The following is a 23,650-nucleotide window of genomic DNA, read 5'->3' as shown; positions in this document are numbered from 1 at the left end:
ACGGGGAGGGCCCGCCCGCCCGGAGTCGTTCAGCCCACGTGCTCGCGTACCGCCGCGGCGATCTTCCCGGCGCCCGCCGCCTGCAGGAACGAGTAGTGGTCCCCGTCGACCCGCAACCGGCGGGTCCGCGGGCCGAGCAGCGCGGCCCAGGTGTCGAGCAGGTCGTCCGACTGGCTCGCGCCCACCACCAGCGCCGACGCCAGCACCGGGGCGGGGCGGTACCCCGCGATCAGCCGGGACTGCTCGCGGAACACCGCGAACCGGCGTTCGATCTCGGCGTACGCGGTGTCGGCGTACCCGGCGTCGGAGCTGAGCCGGCCGGCGAGCCAGCGCAGCCGCTCCGGAACGGTCGCGGTCTCCGGCGGCGCGGCCGGGCCGCCGGACCCGAGGGCGCGGGCGGCGTCCGCGACGAACTGTGCCGCGAGCCCGTCCTCGGACAGCACGGTGAGATCGGCCGGGTACAGCGGCGAGTCGAGCAGCGCGAGCAGCGCCACGTCCTCGCCGCCGGCGGTGAGGCGGCGGGCCATCTCCAGGGCGATCAGCCCGCCCATCGACCAGCCGCCCAGCCGGTACGGCCCGGACGGTGCGACCGACCGCACCGCCGCCACGTACCGGTCGACCAGTTCGTCCAGGTCGGCGGCGGCACCGTCGGCCTGGATGCCGTACACCCGCACGGCATCGGCGAGTTCGCGGGCCAGCGGCGCGTACCCGTAGACCGTGCCACCGATCGCGTGGACCAGGAACAGCGGCCGGTCCGCCGGTCCGTCGTTCATCGCCACCAACGGACCGTTTCCGTCGCCGGCCCCGGTGCGGGCGGGCTGCGCCGGTTCCGCCTCGTCGAGGTCGACGTCGTCCAGGTCCGCGTCCACCAGGCCGTGCCGGTCCCGCAGCGCGACCGCCAGCCGGGCCGGCGTCGGCGCCAGGAAGATCGCCGTGACGTCGGTGTCCACCGCGAGGTCGGTCCGCAGCCGGGTGATCAGCTGCATGGCCTGCAGCGAGTTCCCGCCCAGGTCGAAGAAGTCGTCGTCGATGCCGACCCGGTCGATGGCGAGCAGGGTGGCGTACAGGTCGGCCACCACGGTCTCCAGCACGGTGCGGGGTGCCACGTACTCCGACGCGCGGTCGGCGTCGCCGGGTTCCGGCAGGGCGCCTCGGTCCACCTTGCCGTTGGCGTTGAGCGGGAACGTCGCCAGCACCATCAGGTGGGCCGGCACCATGTAGCCGGGCAGCCGCGCGGACAGATGCGCGCGCAGGTCCGCCACGGTCACGGCCGGCCCGCCGGGTTCGCTCCGGGCGTACCCGACGAGGTGTTTCTGCCCGGCGGCGTCCGTGCCGACCACCACGACGGCCTGGGCGACGGCCGGGTGGTCGGCGAGCACCGCCTCGATCTCGCCCAGCTCGACCCGCAGTCCACGGATCTTGACCTGGTCGTCGAAGCGGCCGAGGAACTGCAGGTTCCCGTCCGGCAGCCGGCGCACCACGTCACCGGTCTTGTACAGCCGGGCGCCCGGCTTCTCGCTGAACGGGTCGGTGATGAACTTCTGCGCGGTGAGTTCCGGCCGGTTGAGGTATCCGCGGGTCACGCCGGCCCCGCCCAGGTGCAGTTCCCCGGGTACGCCCACCGGCACCGGATTGAGGTGCCGGTCCAGCACGTACGCGGTGTAGTTGGCCAGCGGCAGCCCGATCGGCGGCGGGTCGATCCCGTCGTCGTGGCACTCGGCCATGGTCGCGCCGACGGTGGTCTCGGTCGGCCCGTACCCGTTGATGAACCGCAGCCCGGGCCGGTCCCAGCTGCGCACCAGAGCGGACGTGAACGCCTCCCCGCCCGCGATCACCACCCGCAGGCTGGGGAACTCCTCGTCGGCGAGCAGGTTCAGCACGGCCGGCGGCAGGCACATGAACGTGATCCGCTCGCGCCGAATCAGGTCGGCGAGCCGGGGCGGCGACAGCAGCGTCTCGGTGCTGCCCAGCACGAGCGTGGCTCCGGACAGCAGGGCGCCGAACATGTCCAGCACCGAGACGTCAAAGTTCAGCGAGGCGAACTGCAGCACCCGGTCGCCGACGCCCAGCGGCCAGTGCTCGATCTCCGCGGTGGCGAAGTTGACCGCCTGCCGGTGCTCGACCACCACGCCCTTGGGCCGGCCGGTCGATCCCGAGGTGTAGATCACGTAGGCGGCGTCGGCCGGCTCGGCCACCGGGTCGAGGTTGCCTCCGTCCAGTTCGGACAGAGCCGGCCAGTCCCGGTCCAGCGAGACGAGCGTGGCGTCCACCGCGGGCAGGGCGGGCTCGCCGTCGGCGTCGGTGATCACCACCGGCAGGTGCGCGTCCTGCACCATGAACGCCAGCCGGTCCGCCGGATACTGCGGATCCAGCGGCACGTAACCGCCGCCCGCCTTGAGGATGCCGAGCAGACCGGCGAGGCGGCGTACCGACCGGCGGGTGCAGATGCCGACCAGGGTCTCCCGGCCGACACCGAGTTCCCGCAGGCGCCGGGCGATCCGGTTGGCCTGCGCGTTCAGCTCGGCGTAGGTGACCCGGTCGCCGTCCAGTTCGACCGCCACCGCGTCCGGGGTGGCCGCCACCTGCGCCTCGAACTTCTCGTGCAGGCACCAGGCCGGATACTCGGCCTCGGTGTCGTTCCAGGTGAGCAGCTCCTGGCGGAGTTCGGTGGCGGTCATCAGCGGCAGCCGGGACAGCGGCCGCCGCGGGTCGGCCACCACGCCGCGGAGCAGCACCTCGAAGTGGCCGAGCAGCCGGCCCACGGTGGCGGCGTCGAACAGGGCGGTGGCGTACGAGACGCCCACGTGCAACCGGCCGCCGCTCTCCACCGCGGACACCAGCAGGTCGAACTTGGCGGCGCTGCCGGCCAGTTCCTCGCTGGTCCAGGTCAGGCCGCCGGTGTCCAGGTGGTGCCGCTGGTCCTCGGCCAGCATGAAGCCGACCTGGAAGATCGGCGACCGGCTCGGGTCGCGCGGCACCCGGAGCGCGTCGACCATCCGGGCGAAGGACAGATCCTGGTGCGCGTACGCCCCGAGCGTCGCGGTCCGCACCCGCTGCAGCGCCTCGGCGAAGCCCGGATCGCCGGACAGGTCCCCGCGGATCGGCAGCGTGTTCACCAGGTAGCCGATCATCGGGGCCAGTTCCGGCCGGGTGCGGTTCGCGCTGACCGTGCCGACCACGATGTCGTCCTGCCCGGTGTAGCGGTGCAGCAGCACCTGGAACGCCGTCATCAGCGTGACGAACAGCGTGCTGCCCTCCCGCCGGCCGAGCGCCTTGAGCCCGTCCAGCAGGTCCGCGTCCAGGTCGATGCCCGCGGAGTCGCCGTCGTACGTCTGCACCAGCGGGCGCGGCCGGTCGGTGGGCAGCTGCAGCACCGGCGCACCGGCCAGGTTGTCGCGCCAGTACCCGACCAGCTCGTCCAGGGCCTCGCCGCGGAGCCGCTCACGTTCCCAGACCGCGTAGTCGGCGAACTGGACGGCCGGCGGCGGCAGATCGGCGGGCCGGTCGGCCACCTCGGCCGCGTACCAGCTGGACAGCTCCTGCAGCAGCACGCCGAACGACCAGCCGTCGAAGACGGTGTGGTGCACCGCGACGACCAGCACGTGCCGGTCCGCGGCCACCCGCAGCAGCCGGGCCCGCAGCAGCGGTCCGCGGTCCAGCGCGAACGGCCGCTCGGCCTCCTCGCGGGCCAGTTCCCGCCAGCGCGCCTCCCGGTCGGCGGTCGGCACCGCGGTCAGGTCGGTGACCGGCAGCGGGCAGCCGGCCGGCGGGTCGATCACCTGGGTGGGCCGGCCGGCCACCCCGACCAGCCGGGTACGCAACGACTCGTGCCGGGCCACCAGCGCGTCCAGCGACCGTTGCAGCGCGCCGGTGTCCAGCGCGCCGGCCAGGGTCACCGCGCCGGCGATGGTGTACGTCGAGCGGCCCGGGGCCAGCTGATCCAGGAACCAGAGCTGTTCCTGGCCGGAGGACAGCGGGATCTCGGTCAGGTCGGCGCGGCGGCGCGGGATCCGGTTGGCGTCCGGGTCGGTCCGGCCCTGCCGCAGGCGGGCGGCGAGCTTCGCGCGCTGGGAATCGGTCAGCATGGTGCGGTCTCCATTTCAGGGGAGCCGGCGGTCGGCCGGTCGGGAATGTGGCGAAGCCGGAACACCGGCGAGAAACCGAGCCAGGCGATCGGGGTGGCGAGGCCGGCCACGCCGACGGCGAGCGCCGTGGACAGCCCGAAGACCTCGGCGAGCCCGCCGCCGAGCAGCGCGCCGAGCGGCATGGTGCCGAACAGCAGCAGCCGGTAGCTGGCGTTCATCCGGCCCAGCAGGTGGTTGGGGGTCACCGACTGGCGCAGCGTCAGCGCGTTCACGTTGAACACGGCGAGATGGAACATGTGCACACCGAGCGCGCCGGCCAGAACCACCAGCGACACCGGCCCGGCACCCCGGGGCAGCAGGAACAGCAGCGGGGACAGGCAGGCCAGCAGCGTGGCGAGCCGCAGCGTGCGGCCCAGCCCGAGCCGCAGCCGCGCCTGGTTGGCGACCAGCGCGCCGAGCAGCGCACCCACCGAGCCGGCGCTGAACACGATGCCGAGCCAGAACGGGCTGATTCCCAGCCGCCGCACCGCGTAGAGCAGGAACACCGTGACCACGACGTTCTCGAACAGGTTGAACGTGGCCGACTGGGTGGCCAGGTGCCGCAGCACCCGGTCCCCGGCCACGGTGCGCAGCCCCTCGCGGATCGAGGCGAGCACCGAGGTCCGTTCGGCCGGCGCCGCCGGCTCCGGCTCCGGCCGGCGCACGGTGGCCAGAGCGCCGGCCGAGAACAGGTACGTCAGCGCGTCCAGGGCCAGCACGACCGGCGCGCTCAGCACCCCGATCAGCAGGCCGGCCAGGCCGGGACCGGCGATCCCGGCCACCGAGTAGCTCGCCGAGATCTTACTGTTCGCCTCGGCCAGGTGCGCCCGGTCGACCAGGTTCGGCACGTAGGACAGCACGCCGATGTCGAAGAACACGGTGAGCATGCCGACCAGCACGGCGACCGTGTAGAGCAGGCCCAGGTCGAGAACGCCCAGCACGGCGGCCACCGGGATCAGCGCGAGCAGCAGGGACCGGCCGAGGTTGCTGACGATCAGCGTGGTCCGGCGCCGGTGCCGGTCGAACCACACGCCGGCGAACAACGAGAGTGCGACGAACGGCGCGTAGTGCGCGACGTTCAGCAGTCCGACCTGGAACGCCGACGCCTGCAGGGTGACGATGGCGACCAGCGGCAGCGCCAGCGTGGTGATCTGCGACCCGAACAGCGACACGGTCTCGCCGGCCCACACCCGGACGAAGTCGTGGTTGGACAGCAACCCGCGGGCCGGCGCCGCGGTGGCGCCGGCCGGCTCAGGCGGCACGGCCGGACCCCACCACGGCGCCGGGCCGGTCGGCGTACACCGCCGGGACGTCCAGGCCGAACGCCTCGTGCAGGGCGCGGGCGGCGTGCTCCACCAGGCCGTCCGCGACGTGGCCGGACACCCGGCCCGGCGTGCTGGTGACCAGGTACACCTCGATCCCGGCGCGTTCCAGCGCGCCGAGCATCCGGGTGGTGATGTCGCCCCGCTCGCCGGCCGCCGGGCACACCACGCTGACGCTGGCCAGATCGGCCCGGACGGTGACGTCCGCGTCGACCGCCGCGAACGCGGCCACCACGTCGGCCGGCTCGGCGCCGGGCACGGTGAACCGGACCTGGCCGTCGTCCCGGATGATCGCCCCGACGGCCGCGCGGCGGGCGGCGAGCGCGCCGGACACGGTCGCCGGGGTCATCCCGCGGACCGTGTAGACCGGATCGCGGCGGCGGTGCGCCACCCCGGTGACGGTGCTCGTCTCGAACATGGACGGGTCCTTCCTGATCCAGGTACCGGGCTCGGTGGTGAACGCGGACCGCACGTGGATGTCGATGCCGTGCGCGGCGGCGAGTTCGACCGCGCGGGGCTGGAGCACCTGGGCACCGGCGTCGGCCAGGTGCACCATCTCGTCGTGCCCGAGGCCGTCGAGCCGGCGGGCCGCCGGAACCAGCCGCGGGTCCGCGGTGAACACCCCGGGCACGTCGGTGAAGATGTCGCAGTGGGACAGGCCGAGCGCCGCGGCGAGCGCCACCGCCGAGGCGTCCGAGCCGCCCCGGCCCAGCGTGGTGACGTCGCCGGTGTCGGAGACCCCCTGGTAGCCGGTGACCAGCACCACCGCGCCCGCGTCGAGGGCCGCGGTGACCCGGTCCGCGTCGATCCGGTGCAGCCGGGCGTTGCCGTACGCGCCGTCGGTGTGCACGCCGGCCTGGCCCGCGGTGAGCGACACCGACCGCTCGCCCAGCGCCTGCACGGCGATCGCGGCGAGCGCACAGGACACCACCTCGCCGACCGACAGCAGGGCGTCCATCTCGCGCGGATGCGGATGCGGCGCCAGATCGTGCGCCAGCCGGGCCAGGTCGTCGGTCGCATCACCCATGGCGGACAGCACCGCGACCACCTGGCGGCCCTGCCGGTGCGCGGCGACCAGCCGTTCGGCGACGGCGCGCAGCCGGGCCGGATCACCCACCGAGGTGCCGCCGAACTTCCACACCACCCGTTCGGCCGCGGTCACCGGGCCGCCGCCCGAGCATGCACGAGCCGCACCCAGCTCGCGAAGAAGACCAGGCTGTGACTGCGCCAGAGGTTGACCGGGCGGTCCAGGTCGACGTTGGCCGGTGCGGTCACGTCGTCCCGGCCCTGGCCCACGTCCCGGCGGTACTCGTCGCGCAGCCGGTCGCCCGCGTACTCGGGATGACCGATGTGCAGCACCGCGCTGTGGTCCAGCGACTCCGCGATCACCGTGCCGGCCCCGGCCGACCGGGCCACCGCGCGGACTCCGCCGGCGGCGTCCAGGGCCGCGTCGTCGAACCCGGCGAAGCGGCTGTGCGCCGACCAGAACCGGTCGTCCAGCCCGGCCGCGATCGGGCCGTCGTGCACCAGCAGCTCGGTCTCGTACATGCCGGAGACCTTGTTCGGGTGGACCACCTTGGGCAGGCCGTACCGCAGGTGGGCGACGGCCAGCGCGCCCCAGCACAGGCCCAGGACGGGCGTCCGGTCGGCGGCCGTGCGGCGCAGGATCGCGTCCAGCTCGGGCAGGAAACGGACCTCGTCGTACGGCAGGTGCTCGACCGCCGCGCCGGTGACGACCAGCCCGTCCAGCGGCCCGTCCGCGACCACCTCGTGGTAGTTGCGGTAGGTGCGGTCGATGTGCGCGGGATCGTCGAGCGAGTAGCGCCGCCCGGCCACCCGGATCCACTGTGGGTCGATCGGCAGCGCCGCCGCGAACTGCGGCAGCAGCCAGCGTTCGTACTGTTCGGCGTGCGGCATCAGGTTCACGATGCCGACCCGGGGGGCCGGGTCCGCGCCGGCGGCGGGACCGGTGGCCGACGGGTGGAGCAGCGCGGAGGTCATGCCGCCACCCCCGCGCGGAGCTGGTCGGCGACATCGGCGAACGCCGCGCGGAGCACGGCCAGTGCCTCGTCCACGGTGTGCCGGGACACGTTCAGCGGCGGCAGCAGCCGGATCACGCAGTCGTCGCGCCCGCCGATCTCGACGATCAGGCCGCGCCGCAGCGCCGCCCGCTGGACCCGGGTGGCCACCTCGGCGGCGCCGGCCGGGCCGTACCCGGTCAGTTCCACACCCAGCATCAGGCCGCGGCCCCGGACGTCGCCGACCAGCGGCGAACCGGCGCCCAGCGCCCGCAGCGCGGCGAGCAGGTAGACGCCCTGCTCCCGGACGTGCGCCAGCAGGCCGTCCCGCTCGACCACGTCCAGGTACGCGTTCGCGCTGGCGAAGGCCAGGTTGTTGCCGCGGAACGTGCCGATGTGACTGCCCGGCGCCCAGGTGTCCAGCCGCCGCCGGTACATGATCATCGAGACCGGCAGGCCGAGTCCGGACAGGCCCTTCGAGGCGACCACCACGTCCGGGTCGATGCCGTACTGCTCGAACGCGAACCAGGTGCCGGTCCGCCCGCAGCCGGTCTGCACCTCGTCGACCACCAGCGGGATGTCCAGATCCCGGGCCATCGTGGCGATCCGGTGCACGAACTCCACCGGCGCCGGGATCGAGCCGCCCTCGCCCTGGACGAGTTCCAGGATGATGGCGGCCGGGCGCTGCACCCCGCCGTGCGTGTCCCGCAACGTGTTCACCAGCAGGTCGGCGCAGTTGGTCGAGCAACTGGCCGGGGCCAGGCTCAGCGGGCACCGGTGGCAGTAGGCGTAGGGCGCGAAGTGCACCCCCGGCATCAGGTTCTGCAGCCCCTCCTTGGGCTGCGCCTCCGAGGTGAGCGACATGGCCGCGTGCGTGGAACCGTGGTACGACCCCTGGAACGCCACCACGGTGCCGCGCCCGGTCGCCTTCTTGCACAGCTTGATCGCCGCCTCCACGGCGTCCGCGCCGGTCGGGCCGCTGAAGTGCATCTTCATGTCGTCGCGCAGGCGGGCCGGCAACATGCCGAGCTGGCGCCGGGTGAACTCGGCCCGCACCGGGGTCGGGAAGTCCAGGCCGTGCACGAACGTGGAGAGCTGCTCCCGGACGGCGGCGAGCAGGTCCGGATGGTTGTGCCCGAGCGCCAGCACCCCGGCGCCGCTGAGGAAGTCGATGTAGCGGCGGCCGTCCACGTCGGTCACGTACGAGCCGGACGCCTCGGCGATGGCCACCGGCAGGCGGCGCGGATAGGTGCGGGCGTTGGAGTCGGTGTGTGCCTGCCGGGCCAGCAGGGCGGCGCCCAGCGGACCGGGCTCGGACAGATCTTCGGACGGGTGCGGTGCGACCGCGACGGTGGGCAGGGTCGGCATGACGGGTGCTCCTCTAGAAGTCGGGTCCACGGGACGGGCCGGCGGCGACCAGGTCGGCCTCGCCGGCGCCGGTCAGGGCGTGCCGCAGGCTCTGCACGATCGCCTGCGAACGCAGGGCGAGCAGGCTGAACGAGCCGGCGTCGCCGAGACCGTGGGTGGTCTCGCAGAGCCCGTTGATGTAGACCGGCGGCACGTCGTGCCCGGCGGCCGGTTCGGCCCGGTAGTCGAGGCCGACGGAGAGCCCGAGGTCCGCGTCGGCCCGCAGCACCCCGGCCAGGTCGCGCAGCAGCGGCGGCAGTTGCTCGGTGCGCCCGCTGGTGCCGAGGTCGAGATATCCGGTCGCGAGGATCACCCGGTCGGCGACCACCTCGTCCGGTGCGCCGGTGATGTGCTCCGTGGTGTGCAGGCGCACCTGCCCGCCGGCCACCTCGGCCGCGGTGATCAGCCGGTTGGTACGCAACGAGACCCGGTGCCGCCCGTCCAGGTCGTCCTCGTACATGCGCAGGTAGAGCGCGTCGATGACGTCCCGGTCGGCGGCCGAGTAGTTGGTCGGGCGGAGCTGGTCGCGCAGCCGCTGCTTGCCCGCGGCCGAGGCCCGGTAGTAGTACTCCACGAACTCCGGGAAGTAGACCTCCTCGGAGAACGGGCTGGTGTCCTTGAGGCGGTAGCCGAAGCCGGACATCACGTTGACCACCCGCGCCGCCGGGAACCGGTTGACCAGATCGAGCACCACCTCGACCGCGCTCTGGCTGGCGCCGACGACCGCGACCGTGCCGGTCCAGTCGGCGCTCAGGCCGGCCAGCCCGGGCAGGTACTGCGAGGTGTGGAAGACCAGCGGCGAGGCCGCCGCGGCGGTGAAGACCGCCGGCACCATGGCGGATCGGCCCGGCGCGACCACCACCGAACGACCGCGGTACGTCTGCCCGCCGGCCCGGACCTCGATCGCCCGCTCGTCGGCGGACAGCGCGATGCCGGTGACGTCGCGGCCGTAGTCGACGTCCGCCGCGACGGTGTCGGCCACCCAGCGGATGTACTGCGCGTACTCCTTGCGCAGCGGGAAGTGGCTGGGCAGGTTGAGATGCTTGAACAGCCGGCCCTGCTCGTGCAGGTAGTTGACGAAGGTGAACCGGCTGCGCGGGTTGCGCGGCGTGACCAGGTCCCGCAACGGGTCGTTCTGGATGTCCGCGCCGTCGATCATCATGGCGGGTTGCCAACGTGCCGCCGGCTCCCGTTCGATGAACTTCACCCGGGCCGTCGGCCACAGCTCTTCGAGGGCGATGGCGAGCGCGATGTTGGCGGGCCCGAATCCTACGCAGAGGACGTCATACATGTGGAGCCTCTCGGTGTCGGTGGGGGCGGTGTCTGATATCTGCCTTGGTGCCGTCAAATCGGATGAGGCGGTCGCGGGTCCGTACAATTTGGGCGTGATCGATGCGGACCGCGTTGCTGCCGCCTCTCAGAGTCCGGACCGCGCTGGACGACTCGCTGGACCGGCCACTGGACTGGGCGCTGCCGGGCTGCGGCGATGACCGTCGACGTCCCACCGGAGGTCCGCTTCGAGGTGCTCGGCCCGCTCCGCGCCCGGATCGCCGGCGACGTGCTCAATCCGGGGCCGGTGCAGACCCGGGTGCTGCTGGCGGTGCTGTTACTGCAGTCCAATCAGCCGGTGAGCCGGGAACGGCTGATCGACGAGGTGTGGGGGGAGAACGCTCCCGCGTACGCGGTCAACCTGGTGCAGAAGCACGTCTCGTCGCTCCGCCGGGTGCTGGAGCCACGCCGGCCCCGGGGCACTCCGTCCACGCTGCTCACCTGGACCGACGGCCGATACCTGCTCGCCGTCCCGCCCGGCGGCCTCGACCTGCACGACTTCGAGCGGGCGACGCGGCGCGCCCGCAGCGCCCGGGCCGCCGGCGACCTGCTCGCCGCCGCCGAGACGCTGCACGCGGCGCTGGCGCTGTGGCGTGGCCCGCTCTGTGACGGCCTCACCAGCCCGCTGCTGGACGCGGAACGGGACCGGCTCACCGAACGCCGCTTCGGCGCCCTCGAGGAGCGGCTGGAACTGGACCTGGAACTGGGCCGGCACCGGGACGTGATCGCCGAACTCCAGCAACTGACCGCCGAGCATCCGCTCCGCGAACCGCTGCACGGGCTGTTCATGCTGGCCCTCAACCGGGCCGGACGGCAGGCCGACGCGCTGGCGGCGTACCAGCAGGTGCGCCGCCGGCTGGTCGACGAACTCGGCGTGGAGCCCGGGCCGGAACTGCGGCGCCTGCACACCCGGCTGCTCACCGCGGAGACCGACCCGGAGCCGTTCGCCGAGGCCGCGCCGCCGGTTCCGGCCGGTCCGCCGGCACCGGACGCGCCCCCGGACCGCGGTCAGCCGCAGGTCGTTCCCGCGCAACTGCCGCACGGCCCGGTGCACTTCATCGGGCGTGACGCGCAGATCGACCGGTTGCGTGGGCTGTCCCGGACCGGCCCCGCCGACCCGGCGGCCGCCACCACGATCATCACGCTGACCGGCATGGCCGGCGTCGGCAAGAGCGCGCTGGCCCTGCACTGGGCGCACCAGATCCGCGACGACTTCCCGGACGGCCAGCTCTACGTCAACCTGCGCGGATTCGACCCCGGCGACGCGGCCCGGCAGTGGCCGGACGCGGTCCGCGGGTTCCTCGACGCCTTCGGTGTGCCGGCCCAGATGGTCCCGGTGGGCGCCGAGGCGCAGGCGGCGCTGTACCGCAGCCTGCTGGCCGGACGCCGGGTGCTGGTGGTGCTGGACAACGCCCGCGACTCCGACCACGTCCGTCCGCTGCTGCCCGGCGCGTCCGGCAGCCTGGTCATCGTGACCAGCCGCGACGAGCTGACCGGGCTGATCGCCGACGGCGCCCGGCCGGTCGTCCTGGACCCGCTGACCGGCGCCGACGCCCGCCGGTTGCTGGCCCGGCGCCTCGGCCCGGAGCGGGTCACCGGCGAGCCCGGAGCGGTCGACCAGATCGTCGCCGCGTGTGCCGGGCTGCCGCTGGCCCTGAGCGTCGTGGCGGCCCGGGCGGCCACCCGGCCCGGCTTCCCGCTCACCGTGCTGGCCGACTCGCTGGCCGAGGCGCGCGGCAGCCTGGACGCGTTCGACCACGGGGACCGGGCCACCGACGTACGCACCATGTTCTCCTGGTCCTACGGCACCCTGCGGGCCGAGGCGGCCCGCCTGTTCCGGCTGCTCGGGCTGCACCCCGGCCCGGACATCTCGGTGAGCGCGGCGGCCAGCCTGGCCGGTGCCCGGGTACGCGAGGTCACCGCGACCCTGGCCGCCCTGACCAAGGCGAACCTGGTCGAGGAGCAGGTGCCGCACCGCTTCGGGTTCCACGACCTGCTGCGGGCGTACGCGGCCGAACAGGTCGAGCAGGACGAGAAGGCGGAACACCGGGACACCGCGCTGCGCCGCATGGTCGACCACTACTCGCACACCGCCTACGCGGCCGACCGCCTGCTCAACCCGCACCGCGAACCGCTGCCGGTGCCGCCGCCCGAACCGGACGTGGTGTGCCCGGAGGTGGCCGACCGCCGGGCGGCGTGGGCCTGGTTCACCGTCGAGTACCCGGTGCTGCTGGCCGTCGTCGACCGCGCCGCCCGCGCCGGGCTCGACGCGTCGGTGTGCCAGCTGGCCTGGGCGCTCACCACGTTCCTGGACCGCCGGGAGGCCCGCGACGACGCGGTCACCGTGCAACGCGCCGCGCTGGCCGCCGCGCTCCGGCTGGGCGACGTCGCCCGGCAGGCCGGCGCGCACCGGGGACTGGCCCGCGCCCTCATCCGGGTCGACCGGGTCGCCGAGGCCCGCGAGCATCTACGCCAGGCGCTGCACGGGTACGCGGAGTGCGGCGACGACGTCGGTGCCGGACGCGCCCACCTCAACCTGGCCGCGGTGTCGGACCGGGCCGGCGACGACGCCGACGGGCTGTACCAGGCCCAGGAGTCGCTGGCGAGATTCCGGGCCGGCGGCAGCACGGTGGGCCAGGCCGACGCGCTCAACGCGATCGGGCTGTTCCACGCCCGCCTCGGCGCCGGGCCCGAGGCGCTGGCCTACTGCGAGGAGGCGCTGGCGCTGCACCAGCGCATCGAGGACCGGGACGGCGAGGCGCACACCTGGGACAGCCTGGGGGAGATCCACCTGCAGCTCAACCGGTCCGCGGAGGCGGTGCACTGCTACCAGCGGGCGCTGACGTTGTGGCGCGACCTGGACGACCGCTCGTACGAGGCGTGGGTGCTGGACCGGATCGGCGACATCCACCGGGACGCCGGCGACCTCGGCGCGGCGGCGAGCGCCTGGCGTCTCGCCCTGGCCCTGCGGGAGGATTACGTGGTCGCCGAGGCCGACAATCTGCGTGCGAAACTTGCCGCCCTGCCCGATGACATCCCGGACCCCGGACCGCTATAGATGTCGTATCGGCAACGTGACACTATGCGCCGCTGGCAACTCAAAGCGTCCACCATCGACGTCGGCTGGTTCGCACTCACCCAGGAGGATCTTGATGTCCGGCAGCACGCCCGATCGCGACGAACCCACCACCCGCGGGGCCACCGGGCGCCGGGCCGGTCCGGCCGCGCTCGCGGTCGGCCTGGCCGGCGTGCTGATCGGCGGACCGGCGGTCGCGGCCACCGCCGACGACAGCCCGCCACCGGACTTCGTGGCGCAGTTCGACCGGGCGTTCACGCCGGGGATCATCGACCAGTCGATGGCCGTCCCCACCATCAAGCTGCCCACCTGATCCGGTGGTGCAGTCGCTGTCCCTGAGCCCGTCGCGGCCCGCCGCCGTGCGGGCCGCCGACGCCGCCACCCGGGCCCGGCGCGCCGACTGGCCGACCGTCGTGGTGTCGATGCCGTTCATGGAGTTCGACCGGCCGTCGATCCAGCTCGGTCTCCTCAAGACGATCGGCGACGCGCACCACTTCCCGGTGCGGACGCTGCACGCCAACCTCGACTTCGCCCGGCAGCTCGGCGCCGAGCAGTACCGCACGCTGGCCAAGCACCGCGGGCGGATGACCGGCGACTGGCTGTTCTCGGTGGCGGCGTTCGGTGCCGACGCCCCCGACCCGGACGGACGACTGGCCGTCGACTTCGCCGACGACCTGGCGTACCTCGGCGACCCGGACACGGCCCGGGAGCTGTTGCTGCGGCTGCGCCGCGTCGAGGTGCCGTCCTATCTGGACGCTCTGCTCGACGGGTTCGACTGGGGTGGCGTGCGGGTCGTCGGCTTCAGCTCCACGTTCCAGCAGAGCGTCGCCTCGTTCGCGCTGGCGCGCCGGCTCAAGGAGCGCCACCCGGAGCTGGTGACCGTCTTCGGCGGCGCGAACTTCGACGGGGAGATGGGCGTCGAACTGGTGCGCGCCACGGACTGCATCGACTACGCCGTCGTCGGCGAGGGCGACGTCGCGTTTCCGGCGTTGCTGGCCGCTTTGGCGGACGGCACCGATCCGGGCGCGGTGCCGGGGGTGGCCCGGCGGGTGGACGGCAGGGCGGTGCTGACCCCGCCCGGTCCGCCGGTCCGCCGGCTCGACGACGCCGGTCCACCGGACTACACCGAGTACTTCAGCCGGGCCGAACGCCTCGGCCTGCTCGACCCGGCCGCGCACCGGTCCACCTGGATTCCCATCGAAACGGCCCGGGGCTGCTGGTGGGGCGCCAAACACCACTGCACGTTCTGCGGCCTCAACGGCACCACCATGGAGTTCCGCGCCAAGTCGCCGGCCCGGGTGCTGACCGAACTGGCCACCCAGGCCCGCCGCTACCGGAGCTTCCGGTTCGAGGCGGTGGACAACATCCTGGACATGAAGTACCTGACCGAACTGTTCCCGAAGATCGTCGACAGCGGCGCCGACTACCGGATGTTCTACGAGATCAAGTCGAACGTCAGCCGCGACCAGGTCCGCCTGCTGGCCCGCGGCGGCGTGGACCACATCCAACCCGGACTCGAGTCGCTGAGCACCCGGGTTCTCGGCCTGATGCGCAAGGGCGTCCGCGCCGCGCAGAACGTCAACCTGTTGCGCTGGTCGAGGTACTACGGCATCGACGTGGCGTGGAACATCCTCTGGGGCTTCCCCGGCGAGACCGCGGCCGACTATGCCGAACAGGCGGCGGCCATGCCGCACCTGGTCCACCTGCAACCACCGGGCACCGCGGGCCGGATCTGGATGGAGCGGTTCAGTCCGCTGTTCACCGACTCCACCCGCAACCGCACGCTCCGCCGCGAACCCGAGACCAGCTACCGGTACGTCTACCCGGACACGGTGGACCTCGACAAGGTGGCCTACTTCTTCGAGTACGAGCTGGCCGACGCCCTGCCCGACGACACCTATCACGGGGTACGGGACGCGGTCGAGCAGTGGACGGCGGCCTGGAACGGCCCCACCCGCCCCCAGCTGACCTACTGGTACGCCCCGGGTTTCGTGCAGATCTACGACGCCCGGCATCCCGGCTCGGAGGGCACGTACACGTTCCACGACGAGCTGGCCGAGATCTACCACGCCTGCGTGGACCGGCCGATCACCGCCGACGGCGTCCGGGACCGGCTCGACCGGACCCTGCCGGCCGACGACATCCGGGTCGCACTCCGCGAGTTCGGCCGGCGCGGCCTGATGTTCCTCGACGGCAACCTGGCGCTGTCGCTCGCCCTGCCGTCGTCGCCCGGCCGCTGACGGCCGGAGCCGGCCGGCCGCCGCCACCGCGGGGTGGCGACGACCGGCCGCCGGGTGTCAGCGGGCCGCGGCCAGCGTGTCGCGCAGCGCGAAGTACGCCGGCTTGAGGCTGAAGTCCTCCCACATCACGGTGGCGGCGCCTTCACTCGGGAAGAACACCGGCACCCAGGAGTACTTGTCCGTGAAGCCCCAGATGGTGAACGAGTTGCAGTCCTCGACGGCCAGGCAGGCGTCCAGGACGGTCTTGTAGTACGCGGCCTGCGTCTGCAGCTGCTCGGCGGTCGGCACGCCGCCCTCCGGCAGATCCATCCGCACGTCGAGTTCGGTGATCGCGGTGTACAGGCCCAGGTCGTCGAAGCGCTGCAGCACGCCGGCGAGCTGGTCCGGAGCGCCGTAGCGCATGCTCAGGTGCGCCTGCGACGCGAAGCCGTGCAGCGGCACCCGATCGGCGAGGAGCTGCTTGGCCAGCGCCTCGTACGCGTCCACCTTGACGCCCGGCCAGTCCACGCCGTAGTCGTTGAGGAACAGCTGGGCCTTGGGGTCGGCCCGGTGCGCCCAGCGGAACGCGTCGGCGACGATGCCGGGACCGAGCTCCCGGATGAAGATGTTCTCCTGGCGGTACTCGCCGTTCTCGTTGAAGATCTCGTTCGCGACGTCCCACTGGTGGATCTGCCCGCGGTACCGGCCGACCACCGTGAAGATGTGCTCCTTCAGGATCGCGCGCAGCTCGCCCTTGGTGAACTCGCCCTCCTGCAGCCAGGCCGGGTTCTGGCTGTGCCACAGCAGGGTGTGCCCGCGGACGACCTGGCCGTGCTGGCGGGCGAACCGGACGATCGCGTCGGCCGGCTTGAAGTTGTACTTGTTGCGCTCGGGGTGAATGAACTCCCACTTCATCTGATTCTCGGGCGAGGCCGAATTGAACTCACGACCCAGGACACGCCGGTAGGGACGGTCGTACGTGAACGGATCCGGATATTCCTGCTCGAGGTGGTGGCCGCCGCCCGCCACGGCGGTACCGATACGCAGGTCGTGCGGCGCCGCCCAGCGCAGGGGCTGGGTGCGGGTGCCGAGCCGGGATTCGCGATCTGCCGATGCGCCGGTCGTCGCCCGGCCGGCGGCCTGGACCGGCTGGACGGCGACGGCGAGAAACGCCGATGTGGCGAGGACCGCCACACCGACGCGGATTGCCTTGATCAAGGTGACTCCTCCTAGAGCGTCGGATGGGCGCGAAAGCGCGCAGAACGGCGCTCGTCCGGCCACGGGACGCCGTTCCGCAGGTAACCATCCGTAGAACGGACCTACGCTAAGCAGGGCCAACGGTATCCGTCAATGCGGGGCGGCGAGGGCCTCGCAGTCCGCCACCAGCTCATCCAGCCACCCCCGCGACTCCGGGATGACGTCGATTCCCTCCGCGAGGAGCCAGCGCAGCACCAGCAGCGTCCAGCAGAGCCCGCCGGTCACCATGCGGTCCGCGACGGTCCGCTCGTCGGTTCCGGACTCCCGGGCGAACAGCGCCGGCAACGCGTCCGCCCCGACCCGCCCGGTCAGCCCGAGCCGGCCCGCCTCCCGCAGCAGTGAGTAGAGATCACCGAGGTGGGCGTGCAGGTAGGCGACGGGCCAGTCGACCGCCACCGCCCGGCCGTCGCCGGTGAGGACGAGGTTCTTGGCGTGGAAGTCGCCGTGCACGATGGTCACCGGCTCGCCGGCCAGCCGGTCCAGCCGCTCGACCAGCGTCCGCGCCGGCCCGTCCAGCCGCCCGGCGAGATCCGGGCGCAGAGCCGCCAGGCCCGCCGCCACCCGGCGCGCCACGTCCGCGAAGTCCGCGGTGCTCATCCGCAGCCCTGCGCCGAGCCCCGGATTCAGGGCCAGCCGCCGGGCCGCCGCGTCCCGCATGAGCGCCAGCGCCCGGACCGCCGCGCGGTACCCTTCGGCGCTGGGCTGCTGCTCCAGGTTGCCCGGCCCGGCGTCCTCCAGCACGAGTACGCCCGGACCGACGTCCCCACCGCCGGCCAGCAGCCGCGGCGCCGGCACCCCCAACGGCATCACCAGCTCCCGGTAGCGGCGCGCCTCGTCGGCCATCTCCCCGAGCCCCCGCTTGACGATCACCGACCGGGGCACCGCACCACCGACCTGAAGCCGCCACACCTCCGACGCACCCCAGTGCCGCAGCCGCTCCCCGCCGGTGATCGGACCACCGACCGCCCCCGCCACTCCGGCCATCCACTGCTCCGAGCCCTCGATCATGACGGCATCCTGCACCATGATGGACTTCACCATGCGCCTCCTCGTTCTCGGCGGAACCCAGTTCCTCGGCCGGTACCTCGTCGAACAGGCCCTCTCCGCCGGCCACCACGTGACGTTGTTCAACCGCGGCCGCACCGCACCGGACCTCTTTCCCGAGGCGCACCGGCTGGTCGGCGACCGCGACGGCGACCTGACCGCCCTGGCCACCGGCAGCTGGGACGCGGTGTTCGACTTCAGCGGCTTCGTGCCCGCACAGGTCACCGCCACCGCGGAACTCCTCACCGGGCGGGTCCGCCACTACGTCTTCATGTCGTCCATCGCGGTCTACCCCCGCGCCGCCCGGGCCGGGCGTACCGAGGACGCCGAGACCCGGCCCCTGGTGTCCGGCCCGGACACCGCCGTCACCGCGGACACGTACGGCCCGCTGAAGGCCGCCTGCGAACGAGCCGCCGAGGCGGCCTGCCCCGGCCGCACCACCGCGATCCGCGCCGGCCTGGTCATCGGCCCCGGCGACCGCTTCGGCGCCTTCACCAGCTGGGCGCTGGCCATGTCCGGCACCGCTCCGGTCCCGTGCGCGGCCCGCCCCGCCCAGCCACTGCAGACCACCGACGTCCGCGACCTGGCCGCCTTCCTGCTGCGGGCCGGTACCCTCCCCGCCCCGGGCGTCTTCAACGTCATGGCGCCGCCCACCACGTTCGCCGACCTGTTGGCAACCTGCCGGGAGGCGGGCGGCGGATCGGCCACCGTCCGATGGACCGACGACGAGAACATCGACGAGTACGGCGCCTTCATCGTCCAGCCGCGCGACGGCAGCGAGGACGGCGCATTCCTGCTGTCCGCCGAGCGGGCGGTGGCGGCGGGTTACCGGGCCCGGCCGTTGCTCGAGACCGCCCGTGACACGATCGACTGGGCACGCCGCACCCGCCCGCAGTTCATCCACCCACACTGACCGTCCACGAGCCCTCTGCGCCGCAGCAGGGCGCGCCACGACGGAACTTAAGCGTGACAAACTGCGACTACTTAGTTTGGCTGTTATCCAAACTATTGACACCCGTCACTGTCTCGTGTGAATCTGCGCGATAGAACGGTGCCGGAGCCACGGAAGCCTGGGCAACTTCCGCCCGACCACGCCGCCCCTTGCCGCGGCGCTCCAACCCACGCCGCCCTCGCGGCGGCGCGTAGCAACCCACGCCGTCCATGCACGGCGCGCGCAGCAACCCACGCCGTCCATGCGGCGGCGCCTGAACCCCGGCGTATCCACCCTGTCCTTGGAGGCCCCATGTCCGCATTCGTCCACCCCGCCCGGCCCCTGGCCCACCGCGCCCTGGCCGTGGTGTCCGTCGCGCTGCTCCTGCTCACCACGTTCCTGGCGGACGTCGCCTCCGCCCACGGCTCGGTGATCAACCCGTCTTCGCGCAACTACGGCTGCTGGCAGCGCTGGGGGAGTGACTTCCAGAATCCGCGAATGGCCACCGAGGACCCGATGTGCTGGCAGGCGTGGCAGGCCGACCCGAACGCCATGTGGAACTGGAACGGTCTCTACCGGGAGGGCGTCGCGGGTAACCATCAGGGTGCCATCCCGGACGGGCAGCTGTGCAGCGGCGGTCGGACCGGCGGTCCGCGGTACGCCGCGCTGGACAACCCCGGTGCCTGGCGGGCCACCAGCCTGCCCAACAGTTTCACGCTGACGATGCACGATCAGGCGCGGCACGGCGCCGACTACATCCGGGTGTACGTCAGCCGTCCCGGATACGACCCGCTCACCCAGCGACTGAGCTGGTCGAACCTGGAACTGGTGCGGGACACCGGCCGGATTCTGCCGGGTGTGGGGCAGCCGTCGGGCGACCCGGCGCTGAACGGTGTGTCGATCTCCACGGCGGTGAGTGCCCCGGGGCGCACCGGACGGCACGTGGTCTACACGATCTGGCAGGCCAGCCACTCGGACCAGTCGTACTACATCTGCAGCGATGTGATTTTCCCGGGCGGCGAGTAGCGTCAGGGGGGTTGGCCGATCGCGGGGGAGGGGCGACGCGATGACCCAGGACGCCCGGTCCAGCTTCGCCGACCCGCAATTCCAGGCCAACCCCCATCCGGTGTACGCCGAATGGCGCCGCACCGATCCGGTCCGCTGGGTGCGGCTGCCCAGCGGCCTCGATGCGTGGGTGGTCACCCGGTACGAGGACGCCCGCCGCGCCCTGAGCGATCCGCGGCTGTCCAAATCGTTGCCGGTGGGTGCGCCCCGGTCCAGCGCCCTGTCCGCGGACATCGGCGGTGCGGTGTCCCGGCACATGCTGGCCTCCGACCCGCCGGACCACACCCGCCTGCGCCGCCTGGTGTCCGCCGCCTTCACCGCCCGCCGGGTCGAGGCCCTGCGCCCGCGGATCGAGGAGATCGCCGACGGCCTGCTGGACGCGATGAGCGGCCGCGACCGGGTGGACCTGATCGACGCGTTCGCGTTCCCGTTGCCCATCCAGGTCATCTGCGAGCTGCTCGGGATTCCGGCCGCCGACCAGGACTCGTTCCGCGCCTGGTCGACCATCATCGTCACCGGCTCGCAGTCGGGTGACCGGCTGCCCGGTGCGATGCGGGCGATGGTCGCGTACATCCGTGGTCTGATCGCCGATCGGCGCGCGCACCCCGGCGACGATCTGCTCACCGGCCTGATCGAGGTGCGCGATCAACAGGACCGGCTGTCCGAGGACGAGCTGTCGTCGATGGTGTTCCTGCTCCTCATCGCGGGTCACGAGACGACGGTCAACCTGATCGGCAACGGCGCCTTCCTGCTGCTGAGCCGCCGGGAGCGGTGGGACCGGCTGCGCGCCGACCCGGCGCTGCTGCCCGGCGCGATCGAGGAGTTCCTGCGGTACGACGGTCCGGTCGAGGCGGCGACGTTCCGGGTGGCCGCGGAGGACCTGGAGATCGGCGGGCAGGCCATCGCGGCCGGGCAGCCGGTGCTGGTGCTCCTGCTCTCCGCGAACCACGACGACCGCTTCCCGGACGCCGACGAGGTGCTCCTGGACCGGGCGCACAATCCGCATCTCGGTTTCGGCCACGGCATCCACTACTGCCTCGGTGCGCCGCTGGCCCGGCTGGAGGCGCAGATCGCCTTCGGCAAGCTGCTCGGCCGGTTCCCCGAGCTGCGGCTCGCGGTTCCGGCCGAGGATCTCGCGTGGCGGCCCGGCCTGCTGTTGCGCGGCCTGCGGAGTCTGCCGGTCGTCCCGGGGTCACCCACCGCCTGACCGGCCGGCCCACCCGGTCAGCCGCGGACGACCTGGGTCTTGGCGGCCATGTCGCCGAGGCGCCGGCGCCGCGACGTGGACAGCACGATGACGAAACCCACCAGGTAGCCGAAGAGGCCGTCGACGAACCGCAGCAGGGTGCGGATGGTGGCCGCGCCGAGGCTCGGCCGGTTGCCGGTCGCCTCGTCGACGACGCGGATGCCGGTGGCCATCTTGCCGAGCGTGCGGCCGGTCAGGCCCTCCATCAGGATGTAGTACAGCACGGTGGCGGCGGCCACCAGGAGGCTGCCACCGAACGACAGGCGGGTGTAGTCGAAGCCGGAGGCCGTGCTCTCGGTGCCGAAGATCTGCGTGATGAAGTAGCTGACGATGCTGAGCACGAGGCCGTCGATCAGGGTGGCGACCACCCGGCGACCGGTCACGTGAACGTCGAGTGACTGCTGTGTGTACGTCATCGTTCCTCCCCAGTGGACACTGCGAGGTCCCGTACCCATTAATGTCCTTCACTATTCCGTGCCGAAGCCCAGGTCGAAATCGGGCAGCGCCACGGACCACGCGGGGCGGCGGCCGGCCAGGTAGCCCAGCGGCCCGTCCGGGTCCGGTCGCCAGGTGACGGCGGCGGGGGCGAGGGTGGACCGGCCGCGCACGGACGTCCGGCGTACCTGGTGGGAAAGCTCCTGGACGACTGTGAGCCGCAGTGGCCAACGGCCCGGCCACCGCCGGGGTCGCACCTCGGCCTCGGCGATCGGCGGGCCGTCGCCCGCGGCGGCCCGGATCCGGCCGGTGCCGTCGGGCTCGATCCGCAGCCGGGTGAGTTCCTTGGGAATGCCCCAGAGTTCCCGGCCGCCGTCGCGGGAACGCACGTCGTCCACCCAGATGTCCAGGATCGTCGCCCGGGGGCGGCCCCGCTCGTGCACCAGCACCGCGCTGAGCAGCTCGCGGTAGGACAGGGTGCCGCCCGGCTCATACCGGACCCAGGCCGCGCCGACCACCGCGCGACCGGCGACCGTCACCGGGCGGACGGTGCCGCGCAGCGCCGCCGGCAGGGGCGGGAGCAGCGCCGCCGGGACCGGGAAGATCGACAGGTACATCTGGCCGCGCAGGTGCCACGGTTCGGGCGGGTACATCGTCGCGGAACCTCCCGCCCACGGTACGCCGCCCGAACGTCACCCGTGGCCCGCGTCGCTGTCCGCATGGTCCGCGTGGGGTGCGGGAAGCGGGCGGACGGTGCCTGCCTCCGGCGCCCACACGTCGGCGCTGATGTCGATCCCCGCGGTGCGGACGCCCCGGTATCCGATGGCCCGTTGGATCGGGATGGCGATGAAGAAGGACTCCTTGCGCACCGGCAGTCTGCGGTGCAGGTCGGACAGGAAGTAGGCCGCCCCGGACGTGCCGATCGCGCCAAGTCCCCAGACCAGAATCGTGGTGTGCAGCCGGCCGGTCAGTCGTGGTGCGAGTTTGACGACGAAGCCCCAGGCCAGGTCCTTGGTCTCGACGAACTCGTGCGGGCCGCACCGGCGGGCGGTGGCGTTGAAGACCTCCGGGCCGGCCGGCCGGAACAACTGAAAGGCTGGACAGAACTGGGTGAGATGTGCCTCGGTCAGCGCATTGACGTAGGGGCCGCCGATGCAGATGACGTTGTCGTTCAACCCGTCCGGCAGGGACCGCACCGAGACCAGGGTGGGCTGCACGCCGACCTTCTGGCAGGCGGTGAGGATGTGTGCCATGGCGTACGCGTCGTGCGTCCCCATCAGCGAGACCGAGTTGGGACCGACCTCGCTGGGGAAGACCGACGCCACCACGGTCGTGCTCGATGGCCGGCCCAGCGCGAGCCGGAGGGAACGTTTGTGGCACCGGGCTCGTACCCGCAGATAGGCCTCGACGAACAGCACCACGAGCAGGCTCGAGAGCACACCGGAGATGAGGTCTCGGGTCACGGCATCTCCTTGCACGGCCGGCCGGAGCCCCGACCGACTGATGCTGAGCGTACTGACCCGGCCACGGTAGGTGGTAATGGTCAGCGCAGCAACGGGAAGACCGTGCCGGCGATGGCGACGCCGACCAGCGCACCGGCCACCACCTGGGCCGGGGTGTGCGCGGACAGGCGTACCCGGGCCCAGCAGCTCAGCAGCGCGAACGGCGCGGCGACCAGCGCCACCGGCCCGTACACGGCGACCAGCACCGTGGCCGTGCCGCCGGCGACGCCGGCGTGGATCGACATCTTCCACCAGAGCGTGACGACGGTGAAGACGACCAGGCCGGCGCCGCCGGCCGCGAGCAGGGCGATCACGTCGCGCGGGGCGTCCAGCAGGATCAGCAGGGTCAGGCCGACGGCGACCGACGCGATGCCGAACAGCAGCGGCACCCGCCGGTGGGCGCGCTCGGGGATGTGGTGGCTGGTGAGCCGGCCCTGGCGGACGCCGCGCAGCACGTACGCCAGCGGGATCGCCGCGGCGAACACCGCGCCGGGCAGTCCCCACCACCGGGACACCCCGGCCTGCCCGCCCGCGTGCCAGCCGACCGCGATCAGCAGGGCGCCGACCAGCACGGCCGGTGCCAGCACCTCGGAGACCACGTGCGCGACGCGGTCCAGCCGGTCGCGGACGTCCGCGGTGCCCACTGCCATCCGTCGCCCACCCCGATCGCCCCGA

General features: G+C 72.9%; 18 protein-coding genes. 6 read left to right on the top strand and 12 right to left on the bottom strand.

Translation table 11 applies throughout. The features are described from left to right. Nucleotides 1–29: 29 nt before the first annotated feature. Genes LDL48_RS34815 through LDL48_RS34790 form a run of 6 tightly spaced genes read right to left on the bottom strand, consistent with a single transcriptional unit; the run spans nucleotide 30 to nucleotide 10,162 of the window. On the bottom strand, nucleotides 30–4,085 hold the full coding sequence (locus LDL48_RS34815) for a non-ribosomal peptide synthetase (protein WP_225259395.1): 4,056 nt from the start codon (nucleotides 4,083–4,085) through the stop codon (nucleotides 30–32). Beyond that, nucleotides 4,079–5,386: an MFS transporter gene (locus tag LDL48_RS34810; protein ID WP_225259394.1), complete on the bottom strand. Its 1,308-nt coding sequence runs from the start codon at nucleotides 5,384–5,386 to the stop codon at nucleotides 4,079–4,081. Before LDL48_RS34810 ends, LDL48_RS34815 begins: the two co-directional genes overlap by 7 nt. After that, nucleotides 5,376–6,608 (bottom strand): aspartate kinase, encoded by a 1,233-nt coding sequence (locus tag LDL48_RS34805; RefSeq protein WP_225259393.1) that lies wholly within the window; start codon nucleotides 6,606–6,608, stop codon nucleotides 5,376–5,378. The genes LDL48_RS34810 and LDL48_RS34805 overlap by 11 nt, the downstream gene beginning before the upstream one ends. Next, the gene (locus LDL48_RS34800) at nucleotides 6,605–7,447 is read right to left on the bottom strand and encodes a homoserine O-acetyltransferase/O-succinyltransferase family protein (RefSeq protein ID WP_225259392.1); all 843 of its coding nucleotides are present in this window, start codon (nucleotides 7,445–7,447) and stop codon (nucleotides 6,605–6,607) included. Before LDL48_RS34800 ends, LDL48_RS34805 begins: the two co-directional genes overlap by 4 nt. Beyond that, a complete protein-coding gene (locus LDL48_RS34795) occupies nucleotides 7,444–8,832 on the bottom strand; it encodes an aspartate aminotransferase family protein (protein WP_225259391.1) in 1,389 nt (462 codons plus the stop codon). The genes LDL48_RS34800 and LDL48_RS34795 overlap by 4 nt, the downstream gene beginning before the upstream one ends. Nucleotides 8,833–8,845: 13 nt before the next feature. Next, the gene (locus LDL48_RS34790; RefSeq protein ID WP_225259390.1) at nucleotides 8,846–10,162 is read right to left on the bottom strand and encodes a lysine N(6)-hydroxylase/L-ornithine N(5)-oxygenase family protein; all 1,317 of its coding nucleotides are present in this window, start codon (nucleotides 10,160–10,162) and stop codon (nucleotides 8,846–8,848) included. Nucleotides 10,163–10,357: 195 nt separating this feature from the next. Between LDL48_RS34790 and LDL48_RS34785 the strand changes: the two genes are divergently transcribed. From LDL48_RS34785 to LDL48_RS34775, 3 genes are all read left to right on the top strand, one after another. After that, a complete protein-coding gene (locus tag LDL48_RS34785) occupies nucleotides 10,358–13,258 on the top strand; it encodes an AfsR/SARP family transcriptional regulator (protein ID WP_225259389.1) in 2,901 nt (966 codons plus the stop codon). Between the two features lie 94 nt (nucleotides 13,259–13,352). Further along, on the top strand, nucleotides 13,353–13,589 hold the full coding sequence (locus LDL48_RS34780) for a hypothetical protein (RefSeq protein ID WP_225259388.1): 237 nt from the start codon (nucleotides 13,353–13,355) through the stop codon (nucleotides 13,587–13,589). A 7-nt stretch (nucleotides 13,590–13,596) separates the two neighbouring features. After that, the gene (locus LDL48_RS34775) at nucleotides 13,597–15,516 is read left to right on the top strand and encodes a RiPP maturation radical SAM C-methyltransferase (protein ID WP_225259387.1); all 1,920 of its coding nucleotides are present in this window, start codon (nucleotides 13,597–13,599) and stop codon (nucleotides 15,514–15,516) included. A gap of 57 nt (nucleotides 15,517–15,573) precedes the next feature. Here LDL48_RS34775 and LDL48_RS34770 read toward each other — a convergent pair whose 3' ends face one another. Both LDL48_RS34770 and LDL48_RS34765 read right to left on the bottom strand, forming a co-directional pair. Then, nucleotides 15,574–16,713 carry an endo-1,4-beta-xylanase gene (locus LDL48_RS34770; protein ID WP_225259386.1) on the bottom strand — a complete coding sequence of 380 codons (1,140 nt, stop codon included), beginning with the start codon at nucleotides 16,711–16,713 and terminating at the stop codon, nucleotides 15,574–15,576. A 129-nt stretch (nucleotides 16,714–16,842) separates the two neighbouring features. Further along, complete coding sequence (locus LDL48_RS34765; RefSeq protein ID WP_225259385.1) at nucleotides 16,843–17,793, bottom strand: aminoglycoside phosphotransferase family protein; 951 nt, start codon at nucleotides 17,791–17,793, stop codon at nucleotides 16,843–16,845. Between LDL48_RS34765 and LDL48_RS34760 the strand changes: the two genes are divergently transcribed. The 3 genes from LDL48_RS34760 to LDL48_RS34750 all read left to right on the top strand — a co-directional run bounded on the left by LDL48_RS34760 (nucleotide 17,792) and on the right by LDL48_RS34750 (nucleotide 20,999). Next, the gene (locus tag LDL48_RS34760) at nucleotides 17,792–18,709 is read left to right on the top strand and encodes an NAD-dependent epimerase/dehydratase family protein (RefSeq protein WP_225259384.1); all 918 of its coding nucleotides are present in this window, start codon (nucleotides 17,792–17,794) and stop codon (nucleotides 18,707–18,709) included. The two genes, LDL48_RS34765 and LDL48_RS34760, sit on opposite strands and share 2 nt — an antisense overlap. A 330-nt stretch (nucleotides 18,710–19,039) precedes the next feature. Beyond that, on the top strand, nucleotides 19,040–19,753 hold the full coding sequence (locus LDL48_RS34755) for a lytic polysaccharide monooxygenase auxiliary activity family 9 protein (RefSeq protein ID WP_504786426.1): 714 nt from the start codon (nucleotides 19,040–19,042) through the stop codon (nucleotides 19,751–19,753). Between the two features lie 40 nt (nucleotides 19,754–19,793). Further along, nucleotides 19,794–20,999, top strand: a complete 1,206-nt coding sequence (locus tag LDL48_RS34750; RefSeq protein ID WP_225259383.1) for a cytochrome P450 family protein — start codon at nucleotides 19,794–19,796, stop codon at nucleotides 20,997–20,999. Nucleotides 21,000–21,016: 17 nt separating this feature from the next. Here the strand turns inward: LDL48_RS34750 and LDL48_RS34745 are convergent, their stop codons facing one another. The 4 genes from LDL48_RS34745 to LDL48_RS34730 all read right to left on the bottom strand — a co-directional run bounded on the left by LDL48_RS34745 (nucleotide 21,017) and on the right by LDL48_RS34730 (nucleotide 23,625). Next, nucleotides 21,017–21,454 carry an RDD family protein gene (locus LDL48_RS34745; protein WP_225259382.1) on the bottom strand — a complete coding sequence of 146 codons (438 nt, stop codon included), beginning with the start codon at nucleotides 21,452–21,454 and terminating at the stop codon, nucleotides 21,017–21,019. 51 nt (nucleotides 21,455–21,505) lie between these two features. Then, nucleotides 21,506–22,126, bottom strand: a complete 621-nt coding sequence (locus LDL48_RS34740) for an acetoacetate decarboxylase family protein (protein ID WP_225259381.1) — start codon at nucleotides 22,124–22,126, stop codon at nucleotides 21,506–21,508. Nucleotides 22,127–22,165: 39 nt separating this feature from the next. Then, nucleotides 22,166–22,936, bottom strand: coding sequence for a hypothetical protein (locus LDL48_RS34735; protein WP_225259380.1), 771 nt, complete (start codon nucleotides 22,934–22,936; stop codon nucleotides 22,166–22,168). An 80-nt stretch (nucleotides 22,937–23,016) separates the two neighbouring features. Next, entirely contained in the window at nucleotides 23,017–23,625 is a 609-nt protein-coding gene (locus tag LDL48_RS34730; RefSeq protein WP_225259379.1) for a phosphatase PAP2 family protein, read from the bottom strand. Nucleotides 23,626–23,650 lie beyond the last annotated feature (25 nt).

The organism is Jidongwangia harbinensis (assembly GCF_020216025.1).
Classification (GTDB): Bacteria; Actinomycetota; Actinomycetes; order Mycobacteriales; family Micromonosporaceae; genus Actinoplanes; species Actinoplanes harbinensis.
Note: the sequence above shows the minus strand (reverse complement) of the source record. Positions and strands in the feature narration are given on the sequence as shown.